This window comes from Prevotella sp. E13-17, assembly GCF_022024035.1.
In the GTDB taxonomy this organism is placed as follows: domain Bacteria; phylum Bacteroidota; class Bacteroidia; order Bacteroidales; family Bacteroidaceae; genus Prevotella.
In genome coordinates, this window is the sequence record NZ_CP091787.1 from 2,398,879 (window position 1) to 2,417,971 (window position 19,093).

Below are 19,093 nucleotides of genomic sequence, written 5' to 3' on the forward strand. Positions count from 1 at the left end.
AACATATTTGAGCAAGCTCATTGTTTCTCTCACTTAACCACGACCTTGAGCTTCGCTCGAGCTCGTTCGCGTTCGGAAACATTTGAGCAAGCTCATTGTTTCTCTCACTTAACCACGACCTTCTTGCCATTCTTGACGAATACACCGTTCTTCACGCTCTGTACCTTCTGACCGTTCAGGTTGTAAACAACGCCCTCACTTTCAGAGAGGTCAGCATTGAGGTCACGAATACCCGATGTCACACCATCGATGGTGAAGTCCACGATGCGAGCGCCCATAGTCTTAGCCTCGATGTAAGCACGAGTACCCTTGATGAAGGTACCATCATCCTTAGCCGACTTATAGATCTTGTTCTGATAGATGTAGTAGTCACCAGTCTTAACAAACTTGCTTGCGTCATAAGAACCCACGAAGTCGAAGTTGGTTCCAGCCACCTTAGCCTCACCTGTCTTCACCTGCACACCATTGAAGGTAACAGAAGCAGGAGCAGTAGAAGTCTTCAGCAGCACAGGCGTGTTAGCAGTAATAGCAGGCGTAGCCATCTTTGTAAAGCTAACCGTAGCATTCTGAGCATCAGCACTTGCCTCAGCATATTCAGCCACCTCTACAGTACCGAACTTAGCCGTAAGCGTAGCATTGTCAATGTCGAACGGAACCACAAACGTATTCCAGTTGGTGTTAGAGAGTGTACGAGTCAGGGTAACATCTGCGTAGTCAGAAGCAGCTGGAGTATAGTCAACTCCCTCGTTGATAGAAACAACGTCTGCTACAGCCTTCTTCAGTTCAATGTTAGAAACAGCAATGGCATTATCGGCGCTTACCGAACCGTTCTTCAAGAAAACTTTGTAGTTTCCATCCTCAACTTCGAATACGAAGTTTACAGCAACAACTGAACCTCCTGAGCTCACAGCTACATTAGGTGTATGAACAGTCTTTTCTTTAACAATGTCACCATTTTCTTTCGCAATCTGAATAGTAACATCCTTGTCTACCTGTCCCCAGCCACCTACTTGTGCAGTCATACGATAAACAGTATTTTTGAGAGGTATTGTATAGCCTACCGTCTCGCCATATGTATAAATAGTAGTTTTCGCACTATTAGTACCATCAAAACGGAAGTATGCGCAAGAACGGGTACCATCACCCTGATTGAATACAGCAAGATTATCGTAGTTACCTTGACCAGAAGTCAGAACAAATGCTCGTGCATGATATGCTCCACCTATACCAGCAGAATGGTCAGTTTTCCAACCATCCATAGTACCATCGTTTTCAGATAGAGCAAAGTCACCATTATAAATAGCATTCACCTCGGCAACATTAGCAGTCCATGTAGTGCCAGTCAGAGCAGTGGTAGCAGCAACTACATTCTTTCCTGATACGGTCTCTGGATTAACAGCCTTGGCTGCAGCAAGTTTAGTGAGAGCATCAACGTTATTATAAGGTGCATATTCACCATCTTCAAATCCAAGAGTCTTAGCCTCGGCAGCAGCAATGGCATCAGAAAGGGCTGTCTTCTCTGAAGCGGTTGCCTTTGGCTCGTAGTAAGTCAGAGTCCAGTTGTCATAAACTGTCCATGTGCCACAGTTAGCACCTGGGCGTGAAGGATTCTTAATACCAATCTCCAAACTTCCTGTACCACTTCCTCCATCTGCTACATATACATATACCTCATTACTATAGTTACCTGTTGCAAGGGCTGTATAAGCAGAAGATTCGTTATTAGGATAGTGTTTGCCACCAAAAGAATAATCACTTGCATATGCATCATTTGCTCCATAATCCATCACTGACTTAAGCTGTGTCTTTGCATCGCCTGCATAAAGGTAAGTGATACCACGTGCACCGTCTGCTGCAGATACCTTGACATTGCTTGCTGCACGCTGGAAAGCATCGACGCTCAGTTTATAAAGACCTGGCTCCAGATTCTCCACAGTCTCTGAATAATAAGTCACTGGACCACTATCTGATTGATTACCAGGATAAACTTGGTATTTCTCAGCCTTAGAACCTGTAATAGTAATAGATGTCTCTACATAATTAGTTGCTAATTCAGAATCAAGTGCAGCCTTCGTTGTGATACCTGCCATGCCAGCAGCAGTAGCAGCGTTGATTGACTGTGTGTTTGCATTGGCCGTGTAATTGTCAACATGAGAAGCGGTGCTTTCAAGTGACCAGATATTTGACGTACCTAGCAGATTAACTCCTTCAACAGCATCAGCAACAGTAGCTCCACTATTAGCTGCAAGATATTTGCTGTTGTTGGTGTTCAGGAACTTGTAACCGCCGGCAACTTTCGTTACGTTGAAATTGCGGATTCTACTGTCAGTACAGTCACCATAACAGAATCCATCGTCGCCCAAATACAATTCACTGTCGAAGTATCTGAGTTGTGTGTTGTTGTTTCCGTCAGTGGCAACCTTGAATGCCAGTCCCCAGTTGTCGAGCACAGCCTGTGTGTTATAGGCACCAGCACGACTGATATAAGAGTTTGTATAAGTATTGTACATATAATATGTTCCATCATATATTGCTGGAGTTGTCAAGGTAATGTTCTGAGCCTCATTATATGTACTACCAACAGCATAACCAATAGCATTTGCAGGAATAGCAAGCGTGAAGGCGGTGCCTACTGCAAGACCTGATGGTACCTCGAAACTGAAACCATTAGACGTTGGGGTAACTGCTATTGCATCACCATCGAAAGTGACGCCACTGAAATCCTTGGTGAGAACTGCGCCTGGATTACTCGTCACCAGATCCTGATAGCTAACCGTAACAGTATTACCAGGCTGGATATATGTCTTGTCAGCAGTTGCCGAACCAACAGTATAGGTATAGGAAGCCGGAGCAACCACGAGGTTATTAGCTGCACCTACAGACTTAACATAGTAACGTGTAACAGAGAGTGAATTATTCTCGGCAACGAGTGTGACACCACCTGTAGTGGCAGTAGTTAGTGTATAACCATCGGTTGTACAGATAATTTTGCTAAGATCCGTAGCTGTAGCATTATAGTTGTCGCCGGCAACGGCAATATCAAAGTAATACCATGTGTCAGCAGCCATAGCGCCGCCAGCAGGAAGTTCCTCTGCGTAGTCTTGAACAACCTTGCCAATATAGGTCATTTTAATCCAATCGACACCAAACCAATTAGTGCTTCTTGCACCGTTGTTCTTTACACCAACACGCAATTCTCCATCATTGACGAAAATACCATCAGTTGTATATGTATGAAGATCACTATCACCGCAATCATCCGTAACGCCGGCAAAAACCGTAACACTAGAATTATTTGTAGCATAGACGCCACTATTGCCATTGGGGGTTCCTTGTGTATTCCACATAGATGCAGAAAGAGTATATCTGCCATCAGGCAGACCCGTCACAGTTTGGTAATAGTCGAAGTATCTAGCATGATTGTCACACCAGTGTTCTATAGCGGTATTTCCATGAACCCATGAGTTACCACCATCTTTGTTTATAGTCCAACCATTAAAAGAATCGTTAAAACACCCCCAGAAGTCCCAGTTACTGATAAACTCCGTAACATCAGAACCTGGCGCAATCTCCGTTCCTAAGAATGTTAATGTTACAGCATCAAAATTGGCCCAACGCGCATTAATATCAGAATGACCGGCACAAGAAATTGCCAATGTGCCATCAGTAACTTTGGCTATAACTCTAGTATAACGCCAACCTGCTACACCTGAACCAATAGCTGTTTCTGTACCATTAGCAAGAATATTACCATTTGTGTCACCATTGCGGCTAAAGTAGCTTTCAGCTCCATTGGCAATCAATTTCATCCAAAGATCGGAAGCATTTGACATTTGAGCTGCCGCTTGTACCTGATAATAACCATTTGGTAAACTTGTTACTGTCTGGCTGATAGTAGCATCCCAAGACGAGCCCCAATTTGTAAGTTCAATAAAATTGGTAGTACCATCGAAACCTTTTCCATTGTAATAGCGAGCCTGACCTGTAATTGTCCATCCATCAGCATTGTCCGTAAAAGTAGGATTGGTGATATACGAAGTCATATCATCACCCGGATTAGGATCTGCCCATGCCAAATTGCCACCCCCAACAAATAGGGCGCAAATAGCCATTAATAGTTTTAGTCTTCTCATAAATAGTTAGTATTGTTAGTTAGTAATAAGTTATTCTTAACGTTTTAGTAATTAGTACGTTAGATATCACATCTATCAGTTGCAAAAATAGGATATTTTTATGATATGACCAAATAAAATTGCCATAAAAAACAAAAATAGGACGAAAATTTTTCTTTCGCCCTATTTCATTTTATGTTCTTTATCAATGATTTTTATCACTTTCTGACAAAATCCAAGGATATAATTTGCCGTTTTTTGGACAAAATCCAAGGATTTAGTGCTTAAAGGTTCTTTTGGGGATAAAGCGCATCCCACCATGTGGAGTCGTCTTTCAGCCATTTGGCAAACCACGCCATCTGGGTGGCCAACCACTTCTCTTTCTTGGCATAGTCCAGGATGTGATGGTTCTCACCTTTCACCTGAACCAGAGCCACCTCGCGGCCCAACAGCTTGAGCGCGGTGAACATCTGCAGACTCTCTACCAGAGGGACATTGGTGTCGGCATCGCCATGAAGCAACAGCAACGGGGTGTGAATCTTGTCGGCATTGAACAGTGGCGACTGGTCAACATACAACTGTCGGTGGCTCCAGGGATAGCTGTTGGCCATCGACACCTCGCTGTAGTTGTAGCCCCAATAGCCCTGTCCCCAGTAGCTGGTGTGGTTGGCAATGCCGGCATGACTGACGGCAGCGGCAAAGATGTCAGTCTGCGTCTGCAGATATTGTGTCATGAAACCGCCATACGAAGCGCCCATACATCCCACTTTCTCGGCATTGATGAAGGGATGAGCAGCACAAATCTGCTTCACGCCCTCGATGATGTCTTCGGCAGGCCCATGACCAGCGGTGTTGACATGGCGCGAAGCCCACTCCTGACCGAATCCGGTGGCGCCGCTGGGTTCTACGATGTAGGCCACATAACCCAGCGAGTTCCAGTACTGAGGGGCATAAGGCGACTCGAAATAACGGCTGGTGGGCGAACAACCACCATAATAATAGACAATCATGGGATACTTCTTTGTGGCATCGAAGTCTTTGGGCAGATAGAGACGACCATAGACCGTGTCTCCCTTTGAGTTGGTGTAGTTCCAGTCCTCACAGGTGCCCAACTCTGCATCTCCCAGGGCCTCGCGACCGTCAAACAGCTGGCTGTCTTTTGCCTTCTTGAAGATGTTGGCGACAGAAGCTACATAGGCAGAGGCTGGTTCCATGGTCTTATAGGAGAGATAAGCCACGGTGGCGGCATGCGATGCCATGTCATAACGGTAGATGTTATCACCCGTCACGGGCATTCTCTTGATCTGACCGTTCTGGGGATTGAGCTGATAGAGATAGACATAGTCGCGACACTCAGCACGGAAATAGACCTTTTCATCTACCGACGACCAAACGACATGGCCTGTCACCGAGGGGTCGAAGTCCTTGGTCAGGGGCTTCACCTGCTTCGTGGCGATATCATAGAGGAAGAGTTCGTTCTCGGTCATACTGGGCGTCACGTCGGCAGCCAACTGACAACCGATGCGGTTGAAGGCTTCGGGGCTGCCACTGAACAGGATCTGCCTCCCGTCGGGCGAAAAGGTGCCGCCACCCAAGAATCCCTCACACTGCATCAGGGTGTCGGTCTGCAGCGTCTGTGCATCGATGACAAACACATCTTGCACCTCGGTAGGACGCTTGGCCAGACGGGAATATGAAGACACGACCAACAGTTTTTTACCGTCTTGCGAGATGTCCGACAGGTAGGTGGTCTGACGTCCAAAGGTGATGCGCTGACACAATCCGCTGGCTATGTCGTAGCGTTTCAGGTAGTATCGTGAGCGCCAGCCTGGCTGACGGTCGTCCATCTCCAGCACCTGATAGACGTCGGCATCCTCCTTGGGACCTTCTTCCTGACAGGTGAAAATCAGGAAATCCTCCGTGGGACTGATGGTATAGTCATCGCGTGGAATGTCATAAGCCCACTGCCTGCGCTGCCCGGTCAGAGGATTGACCTGATAGAGCACGCGCTTGTTGCCCTGATACTCTTCTTCGATGTAGGCACAGGTGCGCGGCATCCACCTGCCCATCGACGTGGGGCGCGACAGCAGACGCTGGCTCTTCACGTCGCGCAGCTCGTAGCTCCACTGGCTGTTGCCACCACGGGCCGTGGTCTGATAGGCCACCATCACATACTGACCGTCTGCCGATAGCGAGACGCTGCGCACGCGCTTGCCATCGGTCAGGTCGTGTACCATGTAGGGATGTTGCTTGCTGAGCACAGGTGTCAGCGCACGGGTCATGTCCATGGTCACGTGGATGCTGTCACTATCGGCTGGCTGAGCCAGAAAACGTACAGCCACCTCGTGGTGCTCGGGGGCCAGTTTCACCTCGCCCTTCACCTCTTGACCATCAACATAGACCTGATAGTTCTTGGGACCTTTCACGTGGATGGATCCCTTGGTATAGTCGCTGTTGTTCACGTAGAAGCTAAGCACACCCACACTCTTGCTGTCTGCCAACGAGGGCAACACATGACCCTCGAAGGTGGTGAGAGGCTGACTTCCCAAGGCCAGCTCGTTGAGAAGGGTTTTCTCGTCAAACTTATCACCTTTCACATTCACAGAGTCCATGCACTGCGGTGTCTTCACCGCAAAGGGACCTGCCAGGTTGAAGGCCTTCACGTCGGTCTTCACCTGTGCCGATGCTGCCATACTCAACAGCAGCATGGCAAACACAATCTTGCGATTCATCATTGCTTTTCTATTTTATTTTTTGTATTAGTCTGATGCTATTTTCCAAGTTCCCAGAAAGCCACAGCTGCTGCGGCAGCCACATTCAGGGAGTCCACGCCATGGGCCATCGGGATGCGCACCACATAATCGGTGCTGGCAATGGTGTCCTTGGGCAATCCGTCGCCCTCTGTTCCCATCACGATGGCCAACCGAGTCTCTGCTTTCAGCCTGGGATCGTCGAGGGCTATCGACTTGTCGGTCAGCGCCATCGCCACAGTCTTGAAGCCCATAGTCTTCAGCTCGTCATAGCTATCCAGCCAGGTCCAAGGCACCAGAAAGACCGACCCCATCGACACACGCACGGCACGTCGGTTCAAAGGGTCGCAGGCATTCCTTGTCAGCAGCACGGCATCAATGCCCAAAGCTGCTGCCGAACGGAAGATGGCCCCGATGTTTGTCGTGTCCACCACCCCATCAATGACTACCACCCGACGGGCGCCATCGAGCACACGCGCCATCGAGCATGCAGGCTGACGGCGCATGGCACACAACACACCACGTGTCAAGGTGTAGCCCGTCAACTGCGCCAGCAGTTCGCGCTCACCCGTATAGACAGGTATATCGCCACATCGTGCAATGATATCAGCCGCATCCCCCGTGATATGTCGGCGTTCGCAAAGCAGCGACACAGGCACATACCCCGCGTCCAGCGCCACCCTGATCACCTTCGGGCTCTCAGCAATAAACATCCCCTTTTCAGGATCCAGAACATTGCGCAACTGCGCTTCGGTCAACTTCCCGAACACCTCCAGTCCCGCATCATTCAACGAAGAAACTTCAATAATCATAACCTCTCACCTCTCAATTCTCATCTCTCATCTCTCATCTCTCATCTTGCGGCGCAGCCGCACATCACTGTGCCGCTCTATATTTTCCCTCTTCCTTATCGTTGAGCATCGAGAGATACGACTGATAGCGACTTTCTGCAATGTAGTGATTTTCCAAGGCTTCGAGCACGGCGCAACCAGGCTCGTGCGTATGCGTACAATTTGAGAATCGACAGTCTTTCGAAAAGCGGAAGATGTCCTTGAAATAACCCGTAATCTCTTCGGGCTCCATGTCGAAGGTACCAAATCCTTTGATACCCGGCGTATCAATTAAGTATCCAGAGGGGGCGATGGGAATCATCTCACTGAACGTCGTGGTGTGCATACCCGTATTGTGTGCATCGCTGATCTCCGAGGTGCGCAGGTTGGCATGGGGCGCCAGTCGGTTTATCAGTGTTGACTTGCCCACACCACTATTGCCGCTCAACAGTGTCACCTTGCCATTCAGCATCTGTCGCAGGTCTTCTACACCATCACCTCGACAGGCCGAAATCTGACGACACTCATAACCGACAGTCTCGTAGAGCGTTACCATCATCTGTTGATAACGCAACTCATCGGCATCCAGCAGGTCTGTCTTGTTAAACACCAATACCACAGGGACACTATAAGCCTCAGCCGATGCGAGAAAACGATCAATAAAAGTGGTTGAAGTTTCTGGTTTACTAATTGTTACAATCAGGAAAGCCTGGTCAACATTAGCCGCAAGAATATGACTCTGCTTCGATAAATTAATACTCTTGCGGATAATATAGTTGCGGCGGTCCGCTATCTCAACAATCCATCCTTCGCCATTCACCTCCACACGGTCGCCCACAGCAACGGGGTTGGTGGTGCGAATGCCCTTCAGACGGAAATTACCCTTTATCTTACAATCAAGCAGCTGGCCATCGTCCATGCGGACGGTGTACCAGCTGCCAGTATTCTTAATGACCAGTCCTTTCATTAAACCGTCATAATCTCCTTGTTCTTAGCCTCAATCAGCTCATCGAGCTTCTTGATATATTTGTCGTGCAACTTCTGCAACTCTGCCTCGGCATCCTTCTCGTTGTCTTCGCTCAGACCGTCCTTGATGGCCTTCTTCAGCTTATCCTTCACGTCGGCACGCACATTGCGCACCTCCACCTTTGCCTTCTCGGCTATCTTATTGCACTGCTTCACCAAGTCACGACGACGCTCTTCTGTGGGCTGAGGAAGTGCCAGTCGAATCACCTCGCCATTGTTCTCTGGGGTGATACCGACATCGCTGTCCATGATGGCCTTCTCAATATCACGAATCTGCTTGCGGTCCCAAGGTTTGATGGCGATGGTTCGTGCATCGGGACAGTTCACCGTGGCCACCTGATTCAGTGGTACTCTGCTTCCATATGACTCCACACGCACGCCATCAAGGATGGCCACGTTGGCACGTCCGGCACGAATGCGGCTCAATTCTTCCTCCAAGAACATCGCAGCCATCTCCATGCGCTCTTCACTTTTACTCAATGTCTCTTTAACGTCTATCATAATTATTTGATTTAATTTTCTGTTGACAAATTTAGTGGTTTTATTTTGATTGAGCAACAAAAAGGATTTTTTTTTGTAAAAAAACAAAGGAAATGTACTATTTTTCCAAAATAATATATATCTTTGCCACAAAATAGTCGAAAGTTATGAAGGTTTTAAGAAGTTTAATTGCAGCACTGCTGCTCACAGTCAGCGCCCAAATGATGGCCGACAATTTTGTCTATCTGACCGTTAGTCAGAATGGCTCTGCCAGCAATTTTGAGGTGAGCAAGATTAACAAGATCACATTCGATGCCTCCGACATGATTTTCACCATGACCGATGGCACTTCACAGCGTCTGCCACTTTCTGGGTTGTCGAAGATGTTTTTCTCGGATGGCGGGCTCAACAGCATTGCCACACAGGACATGGCTTCGAAGTGTGAACTGCGCGATGGCACCTTGCGTATTGAGATTGCCAACGGTGAGCGTTGCACACTTTACAATTTGAAAGGTGAGGAGATTTTTAAAGCCAACGAATCTGTCACGCTCAGCGTCAGCTCGCTGAAAAAGGGCGTCTATATCGTTAAGATTGGAAACGAGGCAAAAAAAATACTCAACAAGTAGAAAACCTTTAAATAACTAAAAACACCTTGCTACTAACACCTTTCATCATTAACGTCATCTGCCTTCTTTTGTTCTTTTCAATAGGAGGCTACCTCTTCTATTTGCATCGGAAAGGAGTGCAGAAAAGACAGGAAAACGCAAACATGTCAAGCAGTCTGTCCGAAATCTTATCACCTCTAAAAATGAAAATTTGGGTGTATCATGTGGACCGACAGACGTTTTCGTGGATTGACAATGACGGTCGTCCAGGCAAGATGATAAAGGCATTGGAGTTTGCGCGCGATTACCTGCACGACGACTTCACACGCATCAACGAGGCTTTCGGCCGACTCATCAACAATCAGGAAGAGAAGGTGACGCTGTTCATCAAGGATGAAGACACATCTGACGAGAAGAAAGAAACCCGCTATTTCAATTTGGAGCTGTCGTTATACCGATATCCCAACGGCAAGCCATACCTGATCTTTGGTGCGCGTCGCGACATCACCAAAAAGCACCAGCGCATCAACTATGAGAAGGAAGTGCTGCTGCGCTATCAGAACATCTTTGATTCGTCTTTTTCTGGGCTGGCAATCTTTGCGCCAGATGGCACCATGATTGATGCCAACGAGGAGTTTGCTAAAATCCTGCGCATGACACGCGAGGAGCTCAGGGCCAGCAACATCACTGTCATGGACAGCTTTGGCGAGGACATCATTGACATCGTCAAGCAACACGAGGTGCATGTCTGCTGCATTGCACACCCTCAGCCCAATCGTGATCCCGTATATATTGAAATACAACTCAAGCCTATCTTCGACGAAAACGGCAACTTGAAATACATATTCTGCACTGGAAGAGACATGGGCGAGTTCGTGCATGCGTTCAGAAAGCTGAAAGAAGGGACACAGCAACTTGATGTGGTCAACAAGGAGATTACGAACTACATCAGCAATATAGACTACATTCTGCAAATGGGTGGTCTGCGCATCATCAAGTATTCACCAACCACCCACGACTTAACGATCTTTGATGGCAATCACAAGGAGCTCTATACACTGACTCAGGTGCGCTGTATGGTATTTGTTGACGATGCCGACAAACGTGTTCTCACGCACGCCTTTAAGATGCTCGACAACAAAACACCTAAACCTATCACTACGAATGTCAAGACCATCATTCGCAACAAGGGTACAGAGGTGCTGTACCTACAGTTCGACCTGCTGCCTGTCTTCGACGAGAATGGTGCCGTCAAGTCTTACTTTGGCATCTGCCGAGACGTAAGCCAGACCAAATGGACCGAGCATCTGCTTGCCATTGAGACGGCACGTGCACAGGAGGTGGAGAGCATCAAGAATGCGTTCCTGCGCAACATGAGTCACGAGATTCGCACACCGCTGAACACAGTGGTTGGCTTTGCCGAACTCTTCAATGCGGCAGCATCACCCGAAGACGAAAGTGTGTTCATCGAAGAAATCAAGAACAGCTCGGCTCATTTGTTGCGGCTCATCAACGACATCCTGTTCCTCTCAAGACTGGATGCCAAGATGATTGAGATCAATCCGAAGCCGACGGATTTCAGCAAGTCATTTGAAGAACACTGCTACGAAGGATGGAACGGCCACATGAAAGAAGGTGTGAAATTCAATATTGAGCAGCCCTACAACCAGCTCTTCGTGGATATCGACGACACACAAGTGGGGTATGTCATCCGTAAGATCATTGAGAACGCAACCACCTATACCGACCATGGCTCTATCAGCGCCCGCTACGACTATATCGACGGCAAACTGTTTATCACTATCGAAGACACTGGACGTGGCATCAAAAAGGAGGACCTGCCACGCATCTTCGAACGATTTGTATTAGGCACGAACAAAGGCACGGGCCTCGAACTGGCCATCTGCAAGGAGTTACTCCAACAGATGGGGGGCACTATCAGTGTTTATTCGGAAGACGAAAAGGGAACATCTGTAGTGATCACCCTACCATGTAATGCAATAACCATTGAAAGAAAGGCTTCGCTATGATATTGTTGGATTCCATATTCTCTTCATTCATCACCATCAACATTCTGATGGTTTTTGTGATGATATTCATTCTGGCGATGACCTTCTTCATCGTGAACAGGCGATTTAGCATCGTCACAGCCCAAAATCAGCTACTGAAGGCATTAACACTTTATGTGAAGCACCATGAGTCTTTCGACAATGAAGAAGAAGAGCATCTCGACACCTCATTAGCAGAGCTTGGAGAAAACTACCAAAGGGCTTTCGAGAGTACCCTCGCGGCCATGTCGTTCTATACGCCTGACGGCAAACTAATAGAGGTAAACAATGCCATGCGCAAGCTGTGCCACTTTGATGAGAAGGGCGACACCTACTACCTCCATGTCAACATGTTCGACACCCCTCATCTCATCAAGGACTTTAAACGTGACAGAACAGAGGAGTTTCACGTATGCCAGCACATGTATCAGCCTGAGATTGGCATTGACCAGTTTATCGAGGCAAAGATTCGTCCTGTATTTGACAACGAGGGTAACAAAGCGTTCTATATGTTTGCCGCACGCGACATCACCGACGAACGCAGAACGTATCTTGAGCAACAGCATCGCGACAAGGAATTGCAGGAGGCCAATAGCACCATCATGGAATACGAGAGCGAGCTACGCTATTTGCTGGAAAGCAGCAAAATGTTTGTATGGCACACCATCGACAAAGAGGGTATCATACACTTCTCGCAATCGCTGCGCGACAAAGGCTATACAGAAACTTTCGAAGAGTATATCTCTACCATCAACATATCGCAGCGTGCACAAGCTGCCAAGGCTCTGAAAGAGCTATTGAATAGTGATGAACCACTCAACACGATACATCTCTTCGACCGTACATTCCTCGACGACCAGTCTGGCTGGTACTTGATCAGCGGCGTACCTTTCTACGACGAGAAGGGGGAAAGAACAGGCTACATGGGCATCGTGAAAGACGTGAGTGGACTCATGGAGGCTCAGGAGAAATTGAAAGAGGAGACCCTGCGTGCCGAGAATTCTGGCCGACTGAAGAGTGTCTTTCTGGCCAATATGACCCACGAGATACGCACACCGCTGAATGCCATCGTGGGATTCTCTGACTTGCTGCAGATGGTCGATGAGCCTGAAGACCGCAAAGAGTTCATTCGCATCATCCGCAATAACTGCGACATGCTGATGCGACTCATCGACGACATCCTCGAAGCGTCCGACATGAATCAGGGACCGCAATCCATCCATCCGGAAGACGTTGACTTTGCAGTGGCATTCAACGATATCTGCGAGACCCTGCGACAGCGTGTGCAGAATCCCAATGTGACATTTATCGCTGAAAACGCTTATCAGTCATTCAACACCTGCATCGACAAAGGACGTATCCAGCAGGTGGTCACCAACTTTGTGACCAACGCTGTGAAATACACTAAAGAGGGACATATCAAGGTGGGCTATCAATACACCACCTGTCCTAACAAGCCTGCCGACAGCGAGAGAGGACTTTACATCTACTGTGAAGACACGGGGGCAGGCATTCCGAAAGAAAAACAAGCAGATGTATTCAAGCGCTTCGTCAAGCTCAACGACTTCGTACAGGGCACAGGCCTGGGACTGAGCATCAGCAAGAGCATTGCCGAACGCTGCAATGGAGATATCGGTGTCACAAGTGAGGGCGAGGGCCACGGCTCTACGTTCTGGCTATGGATACCTTGTCAACTGAAAGGATGACCGTAGTAATAATGAAAGATATTTAAATCTAACTATGCAGAAAAGCAGATACTTACTCGCCAGCGAGCGAGACAAACTATGGGGACTGACCATCACCACTGTCGGTTATGAGGAGATTTCCCCCAACGAGCCATATCCTACTCGCGGACATGCAGATGGATATTATTTCGACTGTCAGAAAGGACGCACACTTCAGGAATATCAGTTGCAATATATCATCGAGGGCGAAGGTGTGTTCCGCAGCCAATCACAGAAGGAGACTATCCTCAAAGAGGGCGACATCTTCATCTTGTTTCCCGGCGAATGGCACACCTACTGTCCATCACGCGAAAAAGGATGGAAGTGTTATTGGATTGGATTCAAGGGCAACAACATGAACGAGCGGGTGAGAGCAGGCTTCATATCTCCCTCAAAGCCAATCTATCACGTGGGCTATTCGTCCGACATTGAGACGATCTACAAACAAGCCTACGAGACGGCAGTCGAAGAAGCTGCCTACTCCCAACAGCTCTTGGCTGGCATTGTGAACCACTTGATCGGTCTGATGTACTCATTGGAGCGAAACATTCAACTGAAGACACGCAACGAGGCTCATGTGGATATGATCAGTCGTGCCCGCATGCGCATCCGCGAATCGCTCGAGAGCCCACTCTCCATCCAGCAAATAGCCGAGGACATGGGCGTCAGCTACAGCAACTTCCGCAAACTATTCAAAGAGCACACTGGACTGTCGCCCGCCATCTACCAACAGGATCTGCGACTGCAGCGTGCCAAAGAGTTGCTCAGTTCCACCGACCTCAGCATCAAAGAGATTGCCTATCGCTTGAACTTCGAATCGCCTGATTACTTCTCTGCCAAGTTCAAAGCAAAAATCGGACGCAAGCCCAGCGAGCTCAGAAATAAATAGCCGGCCGCCGGCCGCAAAAAGAATGTCGATATATCGAGATATCGACATATCGAATGGCGGCCGCGTCGAAATATCGATATATCGATATCTCGATATTTCGACAAAATCTCCGGCCGCCTGCCGCCAGGCCGCAAAAAAAAAGAACTGCCAGCAATGCCGGCAGTTCTTTTTTTACTTCTTTAGAAGAACAGCGCCTTCTCTAACCAATAGCAACCAATGCCTGCCAAATAGCCAACAATCACAATCCATGTGATGCGCTTCAAATACCAGCCAAAGGTGATCTTCTCCAAACCCATCACTACTACACCAGCAGCAGAACCGATGATCAGCATCGAACCGCCCACACCGGCACAGTAGGCCAGCAACTGCCAGAAGATACCATCTACGGCCATTGCGTCGCCGGCAACCTCACTGACAGGGTACATGTGCATACAACCAGCGACAAGGGGCACGTTGTCAACCACCGACGACAGCACACCGATGATGCCATTAATCAGATAGTAGTTGCCCGAGAAGGCCTCTGTCAGACCGGTGCCCATGGCTGCCAGCACCTGCACCTCCTGGAGCACGGCAACAGCCATCAAGATACCCAGGAAGAACATAATTGTCGAGAGATCAATACGCGACAGCAAGTCGCTCACACGCTTAGCCATAGTGTCGTCTTCGGAGGTGTTATAGTGGAACACTTCTGTCACAGTCCAAAGCACACCCAATACTAAAAGAATGCCCATGAACGGTGGCAGATGAGTCAGGGTCTTGAAGACAGGTACAAACATCAATCCGCCCACACCCAGCCAGAAGATGATGGTGCGCTGGGTCTTAGAGAACTGGCTGACTTCTAACTTAGGCATATTCTGACTCTTATCAAAACGACCTTTCAGCGAATACGACAGGATCACGGCAGGAATGACCATGGATACCAGCGATGGCAGGAAGATCTCGGTCAGCACACCTTGGGTGGTGACAACTCCCTTAATCCACAACATGATGGTTGTCACGTCGCCAATAGGCGAGAATGCACCACCACTGTTGGCAGAGATGATGATCAAAGCGGCATAGATCAGTCGCTCTTCGCGGTTCTGCACCAGCTTGCGCAGCACCATCACCATCACGATACTCGTGGTCAGATTGTCGAGAATGGCAGACAGAAAGAAGGTCATAAAGGCCATACGCCACAACAACTTACGCTTAGAACTGGTCTTCAGCGTGTCGCGCACAAAATTAAAACCACCATTGGAATCTACAATTTCCACAATGGTCATGGCACCCATGAGAAAGAACAACGTACCTGCGGCATCGCCCAAGTGGTGCTCGATAACCTCACTGATATGGTGCACTACACTTTCTGCCGGCACCTCAGGATAGTAGGCACCAGGCGCCACCATGAGAAGTGTCCAACAACACACACACATCAGCAGCGCAATAGCTGCTTTGTTGACTTTTGTCACACTCTCCAAGGCAATGCAGAGATAGCCTACACAGAAGACTGCGACAATGAAAACGGTTAATGTTGACATTGGATTTTAACTATTACTTATTATAGATTATTGTTGCTGTCTGTTTACCCTTTATCTTTTCAGTTTGCAAAGATAAACATTTATTTTGAGAAAATCATTTTTCTTAGTGAGAAAATCAAAAAATGAGGCCAGCAAAAGTGTTATTCTTCGTAACTTTGCATGCGAACGCTTAAAACAACTAAAACAATTCAATGGAAAACGAAAAATATTTCTTCGCCGTGGACCTTGGGGCGACCAGCGGACGCACCATCATTGGCAAAATCGACAATGGCAAGATTGACCTTGAAGAGGTGACGCGCTTCCCTAATAACCTTATCGAGCAGGGCGGTCACTACTACTGGGATATTCATGCACTTTACTTCGAGATGATTCGTGGACTGAAAGAGGTGGCCACACGACATATCAATATCACATCTATAGGTATCGACACCTGGGGTGTTGACCTTGTGTGCATCGGTGAGGATGGAGCCATCCTGCGCAACCCGCGTGCCTATCGAGACCCCATCACCTTCGAGGCGATGGATCACTATCTGGAGCATGTCTTGCCACGACGCGAGGTTTACGATGTGACGGGCATCCAGTTCATGAACTTCAACTCTATCTTCCAACTTTATGCCATGCAGCGTGAGAACAACTCGGCCTTGAAGCATGCAGAGAAGATATTGTTTGTCCCCGATGCGCTGTCATGGATGCTGACTGGCGAGATGGTGTGCGAATACACCATCGCCTCAACCTCACAGTTGCTGAACCCTCGCACCAAGGAACTCGACGAGAAGTTGCTCCATTCCATTGGGCTGCAGCGTTCTAAGTTTGGGCGTATGGTACAGCCAGGCACCGTGATTGGCACGCTGACCGAAGAGGTGCAGCGCCTCACCGGACTGGGTGCCGTCCCCGTCATTGCGGTTGCGGGCCACGACACGGGCTCGGCAGTGGCTGCCGTACCAGCCAAGAACGAACAGTTTGCCTACCTCTCAAGCGGCACATGGAGCCTGATGGGCATCGAGACGAAAGATGCTATTATCAGCGATCTGAGCTATGAGCGCAACTTCACCAACGAGGGTGGCATTGAGGGAACCACACGTTTCTTGAAGAACATCTGCGGCATGTGGCTCTACGAGCGCTGCCGACTGGAGTGGCCCGAAGAGGTGCGCAGGCTCTCCCACCCCGAATTGCAAGGCTCTGCCATGCAGGTTGAGGCATTCCGCTCTATCATCAACCCCGACGATGCCGTTTTCGCAGCACCGTCAAGCATGATCGAGGCCATTCAGCAATACTGTCGCAAGACCGGTCAGCCTGTTCCCGAGACGCCTGCAGAGTTCTGCCGTTGCATCTTCGACTCGCTGGCACTGCGCTACCGCCAGGTGTTCACGTGGCTTCAGGAATTCACGGATACTGACCTCAACACGCTGCATATCATTGGGGGTGGCAGTCTGAACAAATATCTCAACCAGTTTACCGCCAACGCAACGGGCGCCACCGTGCTTGCCGGTCCACAGGAATGTACTGCCATTGGCAACATCATGTTGCAGGCAAAAGCATCAGCACTGGTGAAGGATATCTGGCAGATGCGCTCCATCATTGCCAACTCTACAGAGCTGGTGAAGTATGAGCCACAGGACAAAGCTGTCTGGGACAAGGCCTACGAGAAGTATCTCGGCATCACGGCACAGGCCTGACGACATGGTGATACTTCCTTTGCGGCGACAAGTGTCCGTCTGATACTGACAACAAGGAGAAAAGAAAGATATTATAAACTTAAAAACAACGAGAGACTATGAAAGCTGAACTAATTGAGAAAGCCTATGCTGTGGCCAAAGATCGCTATGCAGCTATTGGCGTTGACACCGACGCAGTACTCGACCAATTGCAGAAACAACAGATTTCTCTGCACTGCTGGCAGACCGACGATGTTGTTGGTTTCGAGCGTAACGACGCATTGAGCGGCGGTATTCAGACCACAGGTAACTATCCTGGACGCGCTCGCAACATTGACGAGGTGCGTCAGGACATTGAGTTTGTGAAGACGCTGTTGGCTGGTAACCACCGTCTGAACCTGCACGAAATCTATGGTGACTTCCAGGGTAAGTTCGTAGATCGCGACCAGGTAGAGGTCAAGCACTTCCAGAGTTGGATTGACTGGGCCAAGGAGAACAACATGAAGTTGGACTTCAACTCTACATCATTCTCACACCCCAAGAGTGGCGACCTGACACTGAGCAACCCCGACAAGTCTATCCGCGACTTCTGGATCGAGCACACCAAGCGTTGTCGTCGTATTGCCGACGCAATGGGTAAGGCTCAGAACGACCCTTGTATCATGAACATTTGGGTTCACGATGGCAGCAAGGACATGCCTGTGCAGCGCAAGAAGTATCGTGAGATCTTGGCTGCTTCTCTCGACGAGATTATGGAGGAGAAGCTGGATGGCGTAAAGAACTGTTTCGAGGCCAAGCTGTTTGGCATCGGTCTGGAGAGCTATACCGTGGGCTCGCACGACTTCTACACAGCTTACTGCGCCACCCGTAAACAGATGTACACACTCGATACCGGTCACTACGAGCCGACCGAGAACGTGAGCGACTTTGTCAGCACGCTGCTGATGTACGTGCCCGAGCTGATGCTCCACGTGAGCCGCCCAGTACGTTGGGACTCTGACCACGTGACCATTATGAACGACCAGACACTGGATCTGTTCAAGGAACTGGTGCGTTGCGATGCTCTGAACAGAGCACACGTGGGTCTCGACTACTTCGATGCGTCTATCAACCGCATCGGTGCCTACATTGTGGGTACACGTGCCACACAGAAGTGCATTCTGCAGGCACTGCTCGAACCCAAGGAGTTGCTGCGCAAGTACGAGGACAATGGTCAGTACTTCGAGCGTCTGGCACTGATGGAAGAGGCAAAGTCAATGCCTTTCGGTGCTGTGTTCGACTACTTCAACCTGAAGAACAACGTACCTGTTGGCGAGGAATACATCGCTGCCATCCAGCAGTACGAGAAGGATGTGACCAGCAAGCGTTAACATCACCCTATGCTCCACTCCTCGCAAGCCGCGAGGATGTGGGGTGCTTATATCGGCAAACAAAAGTGGCGCTATTCGCAGTGAATA

Annotated in this window: 12 protein-coding genes; 6 read left to right on the forward strand and 6 right to left on the reverse strand. The window is 48.9% G+C overall.

Translation table 11 applies throughout. From position 1 onward, the window contains the following. Window positions 1-104 precede the first annotated feature (104 nt). From L6472_RS09765 to frr, 5 genes are all read right to left on the reverse strand, one after another. The gene (locus tag L6472_RS09765) at window positions 105-4,133 is read right to left on the reverse strand and encodes a hypothetical protein (RefSeq protein WP_237804603.1); all 4,029 of its coding nucleotides are present in this window, start codon (window positions 4,131-4,133) and stop codon (window positions 105-107) included. A gap of 263 nt (window positions 4,134-4,396) precedes the next feature. Continuing rightward, a complete protein-coding gene (locus L6472_RS09770) occupies window positions 4,397-6,847 on the reverse strand; it encodes a prolyl oligopeptidase family serine peptidase (protein ID WP_237804605.1) in 2,451 nt (816 codons plus the stop codon). A gap of 35 nt (window positions 6,848-6,882) precedes the next feature. Beyond that, window positions 6,883-7,674 (reverse strand): RNA methyltransferase, encoded by a 792-nt coding sequence (locus L6472_RS09775; RefSeq protein WP_237804607.1) that lies wholly within the window; start codon window positions 7,672-7,674, stop codon window positions 6,883-6,885. Window positions 7,675-7,738: 64 nt separating this feature from the next. Continuing rightward, window positions 7,739-8,659, reverse strand: a complete 921-nt coding sequence (gene rsgA, locus L6472_RS09780) for a ribosome small subunit-dependent GTPase A (protein ID WP_237804609.1) — start codon at window positions 8,657-8,659, stop codon at window positions 7,739-7,741. Continuing rightward, a complete protein-coding gene (gene frr / locus L6472_RS09785) occupies window positions 8,659-9,219 on the reverse strand; it encodes a ribosome recycling factor (protein ID WP_237804611.1) in 561 nt (186 codons plus the stop codon). The genes rsgA and frr overlap by 1 nt, the downstream gene beginning before the upstream one ends. Before the next feature lie 146 nt (window positions 9,220-9,365). Here frr and L6472_RS09790 point away from each other — a divergent pair, with 146 nt between their 5' ends. The 4 genes from L6472_RS09790 (at window position 9,366) to L6472_RS09805 (ending at window position 14,464) form a co-directional block, all read left to right on the forward strand. Then, on the forward strand, window positions 9,366-9,824 hold the full coding sequence (locus L6472_RS09790) for a T9SS type A sorting domain-containing protein (RefSeq protein ID WP_237804613.1): 459 nt from the start codon (window positions 9,366-9,368) through the stop codon (window positions 9,822-9,824). Between the two features lie 182 nt (window positions 9,825-10,006). After that, window positions 10,007-11,833, forward strand: a complete 1,827-nt coding sequence (locus L6472_RS09795; RefSeq protein ID WP_237804615.1) for an ATP-binding protein — start codon at window positions 10,007-10,009, stop codon at window positions 11,831-11,833. Beyond that, window positions 11,830-13,557, forward strand: coding sequence for a PAS domain-containing sensor histidine kinase (locus L6472_RS09800; protein ID WP_237804617.1), 1,728 nt, complete (start codon window positions 11,830-11,832; stop codon window positions 13,555-13,557). Before L6472_RS09795 ends, L6472_RS09800 begins: the two co-directional genes overlap by 4 nt. Window positions 13,558-13,591: 34 nt before the next feature. Continuing rightward, the gene (locus L6472_RS09805; RefSeq protein WP_237804619.1) at window positions 13,592-14,464 is read left to right on the forward strand and encodes an AraC family transcriptional regulator; all 873 of its coding nucleotides are present in this window, start codon (window positions 13,592-13,594) and stop codon (window positions 14,462-14,464) included. A 179-nt stretch (window positions 14,465-14,643) separates the two neighbouring features. On the opposite strand, the gene nhaD is transcribed toward L6472_RS09805, so the two are convergent. Continuing rightward, window positions 14,644-15,981, reverse strand: coding sequence for a sodium:proton antiporter NhaD (gene nhaD, locus L6472_RS09810; protein ID WP_237804621.1), 1,338 nt, complete (start codon window positions 15,979-15,981; stop codon window positions 14,644-14,646). A 191-nt stretch (window positions 15,982-16,172) separates the two neighbouring features. On the opposite strand from nhaD, the gene L6472_RS09815 reads away from it, so the two are divergent. After that, entirely contained in the window at window positions 16,173-17,657 is a 1,485-nt protein-coding gene (locus L6472_RS09815) for a rhamnulokinase family protein (RefSeq protein ID WP_237804623.1), read from the forward strand. 98 nt (window positions 17,658-17,755) lie between these two features. Beyond that, the gene (locus L6472_RS09820) at window positions 17,756-19,006 is read left to right on the forward strand and encodes an L-rhamnose isomerase (protein WP_237804625.1); all 1,251 of its coding nucleotides are present in this window, start codon (window positions 17,756-17,758) and stop codon (window positions 19,004-19,006) included. The last annotated feature ends 87 nt before the right edge of the window (window positions 19,007-19,093 follow it).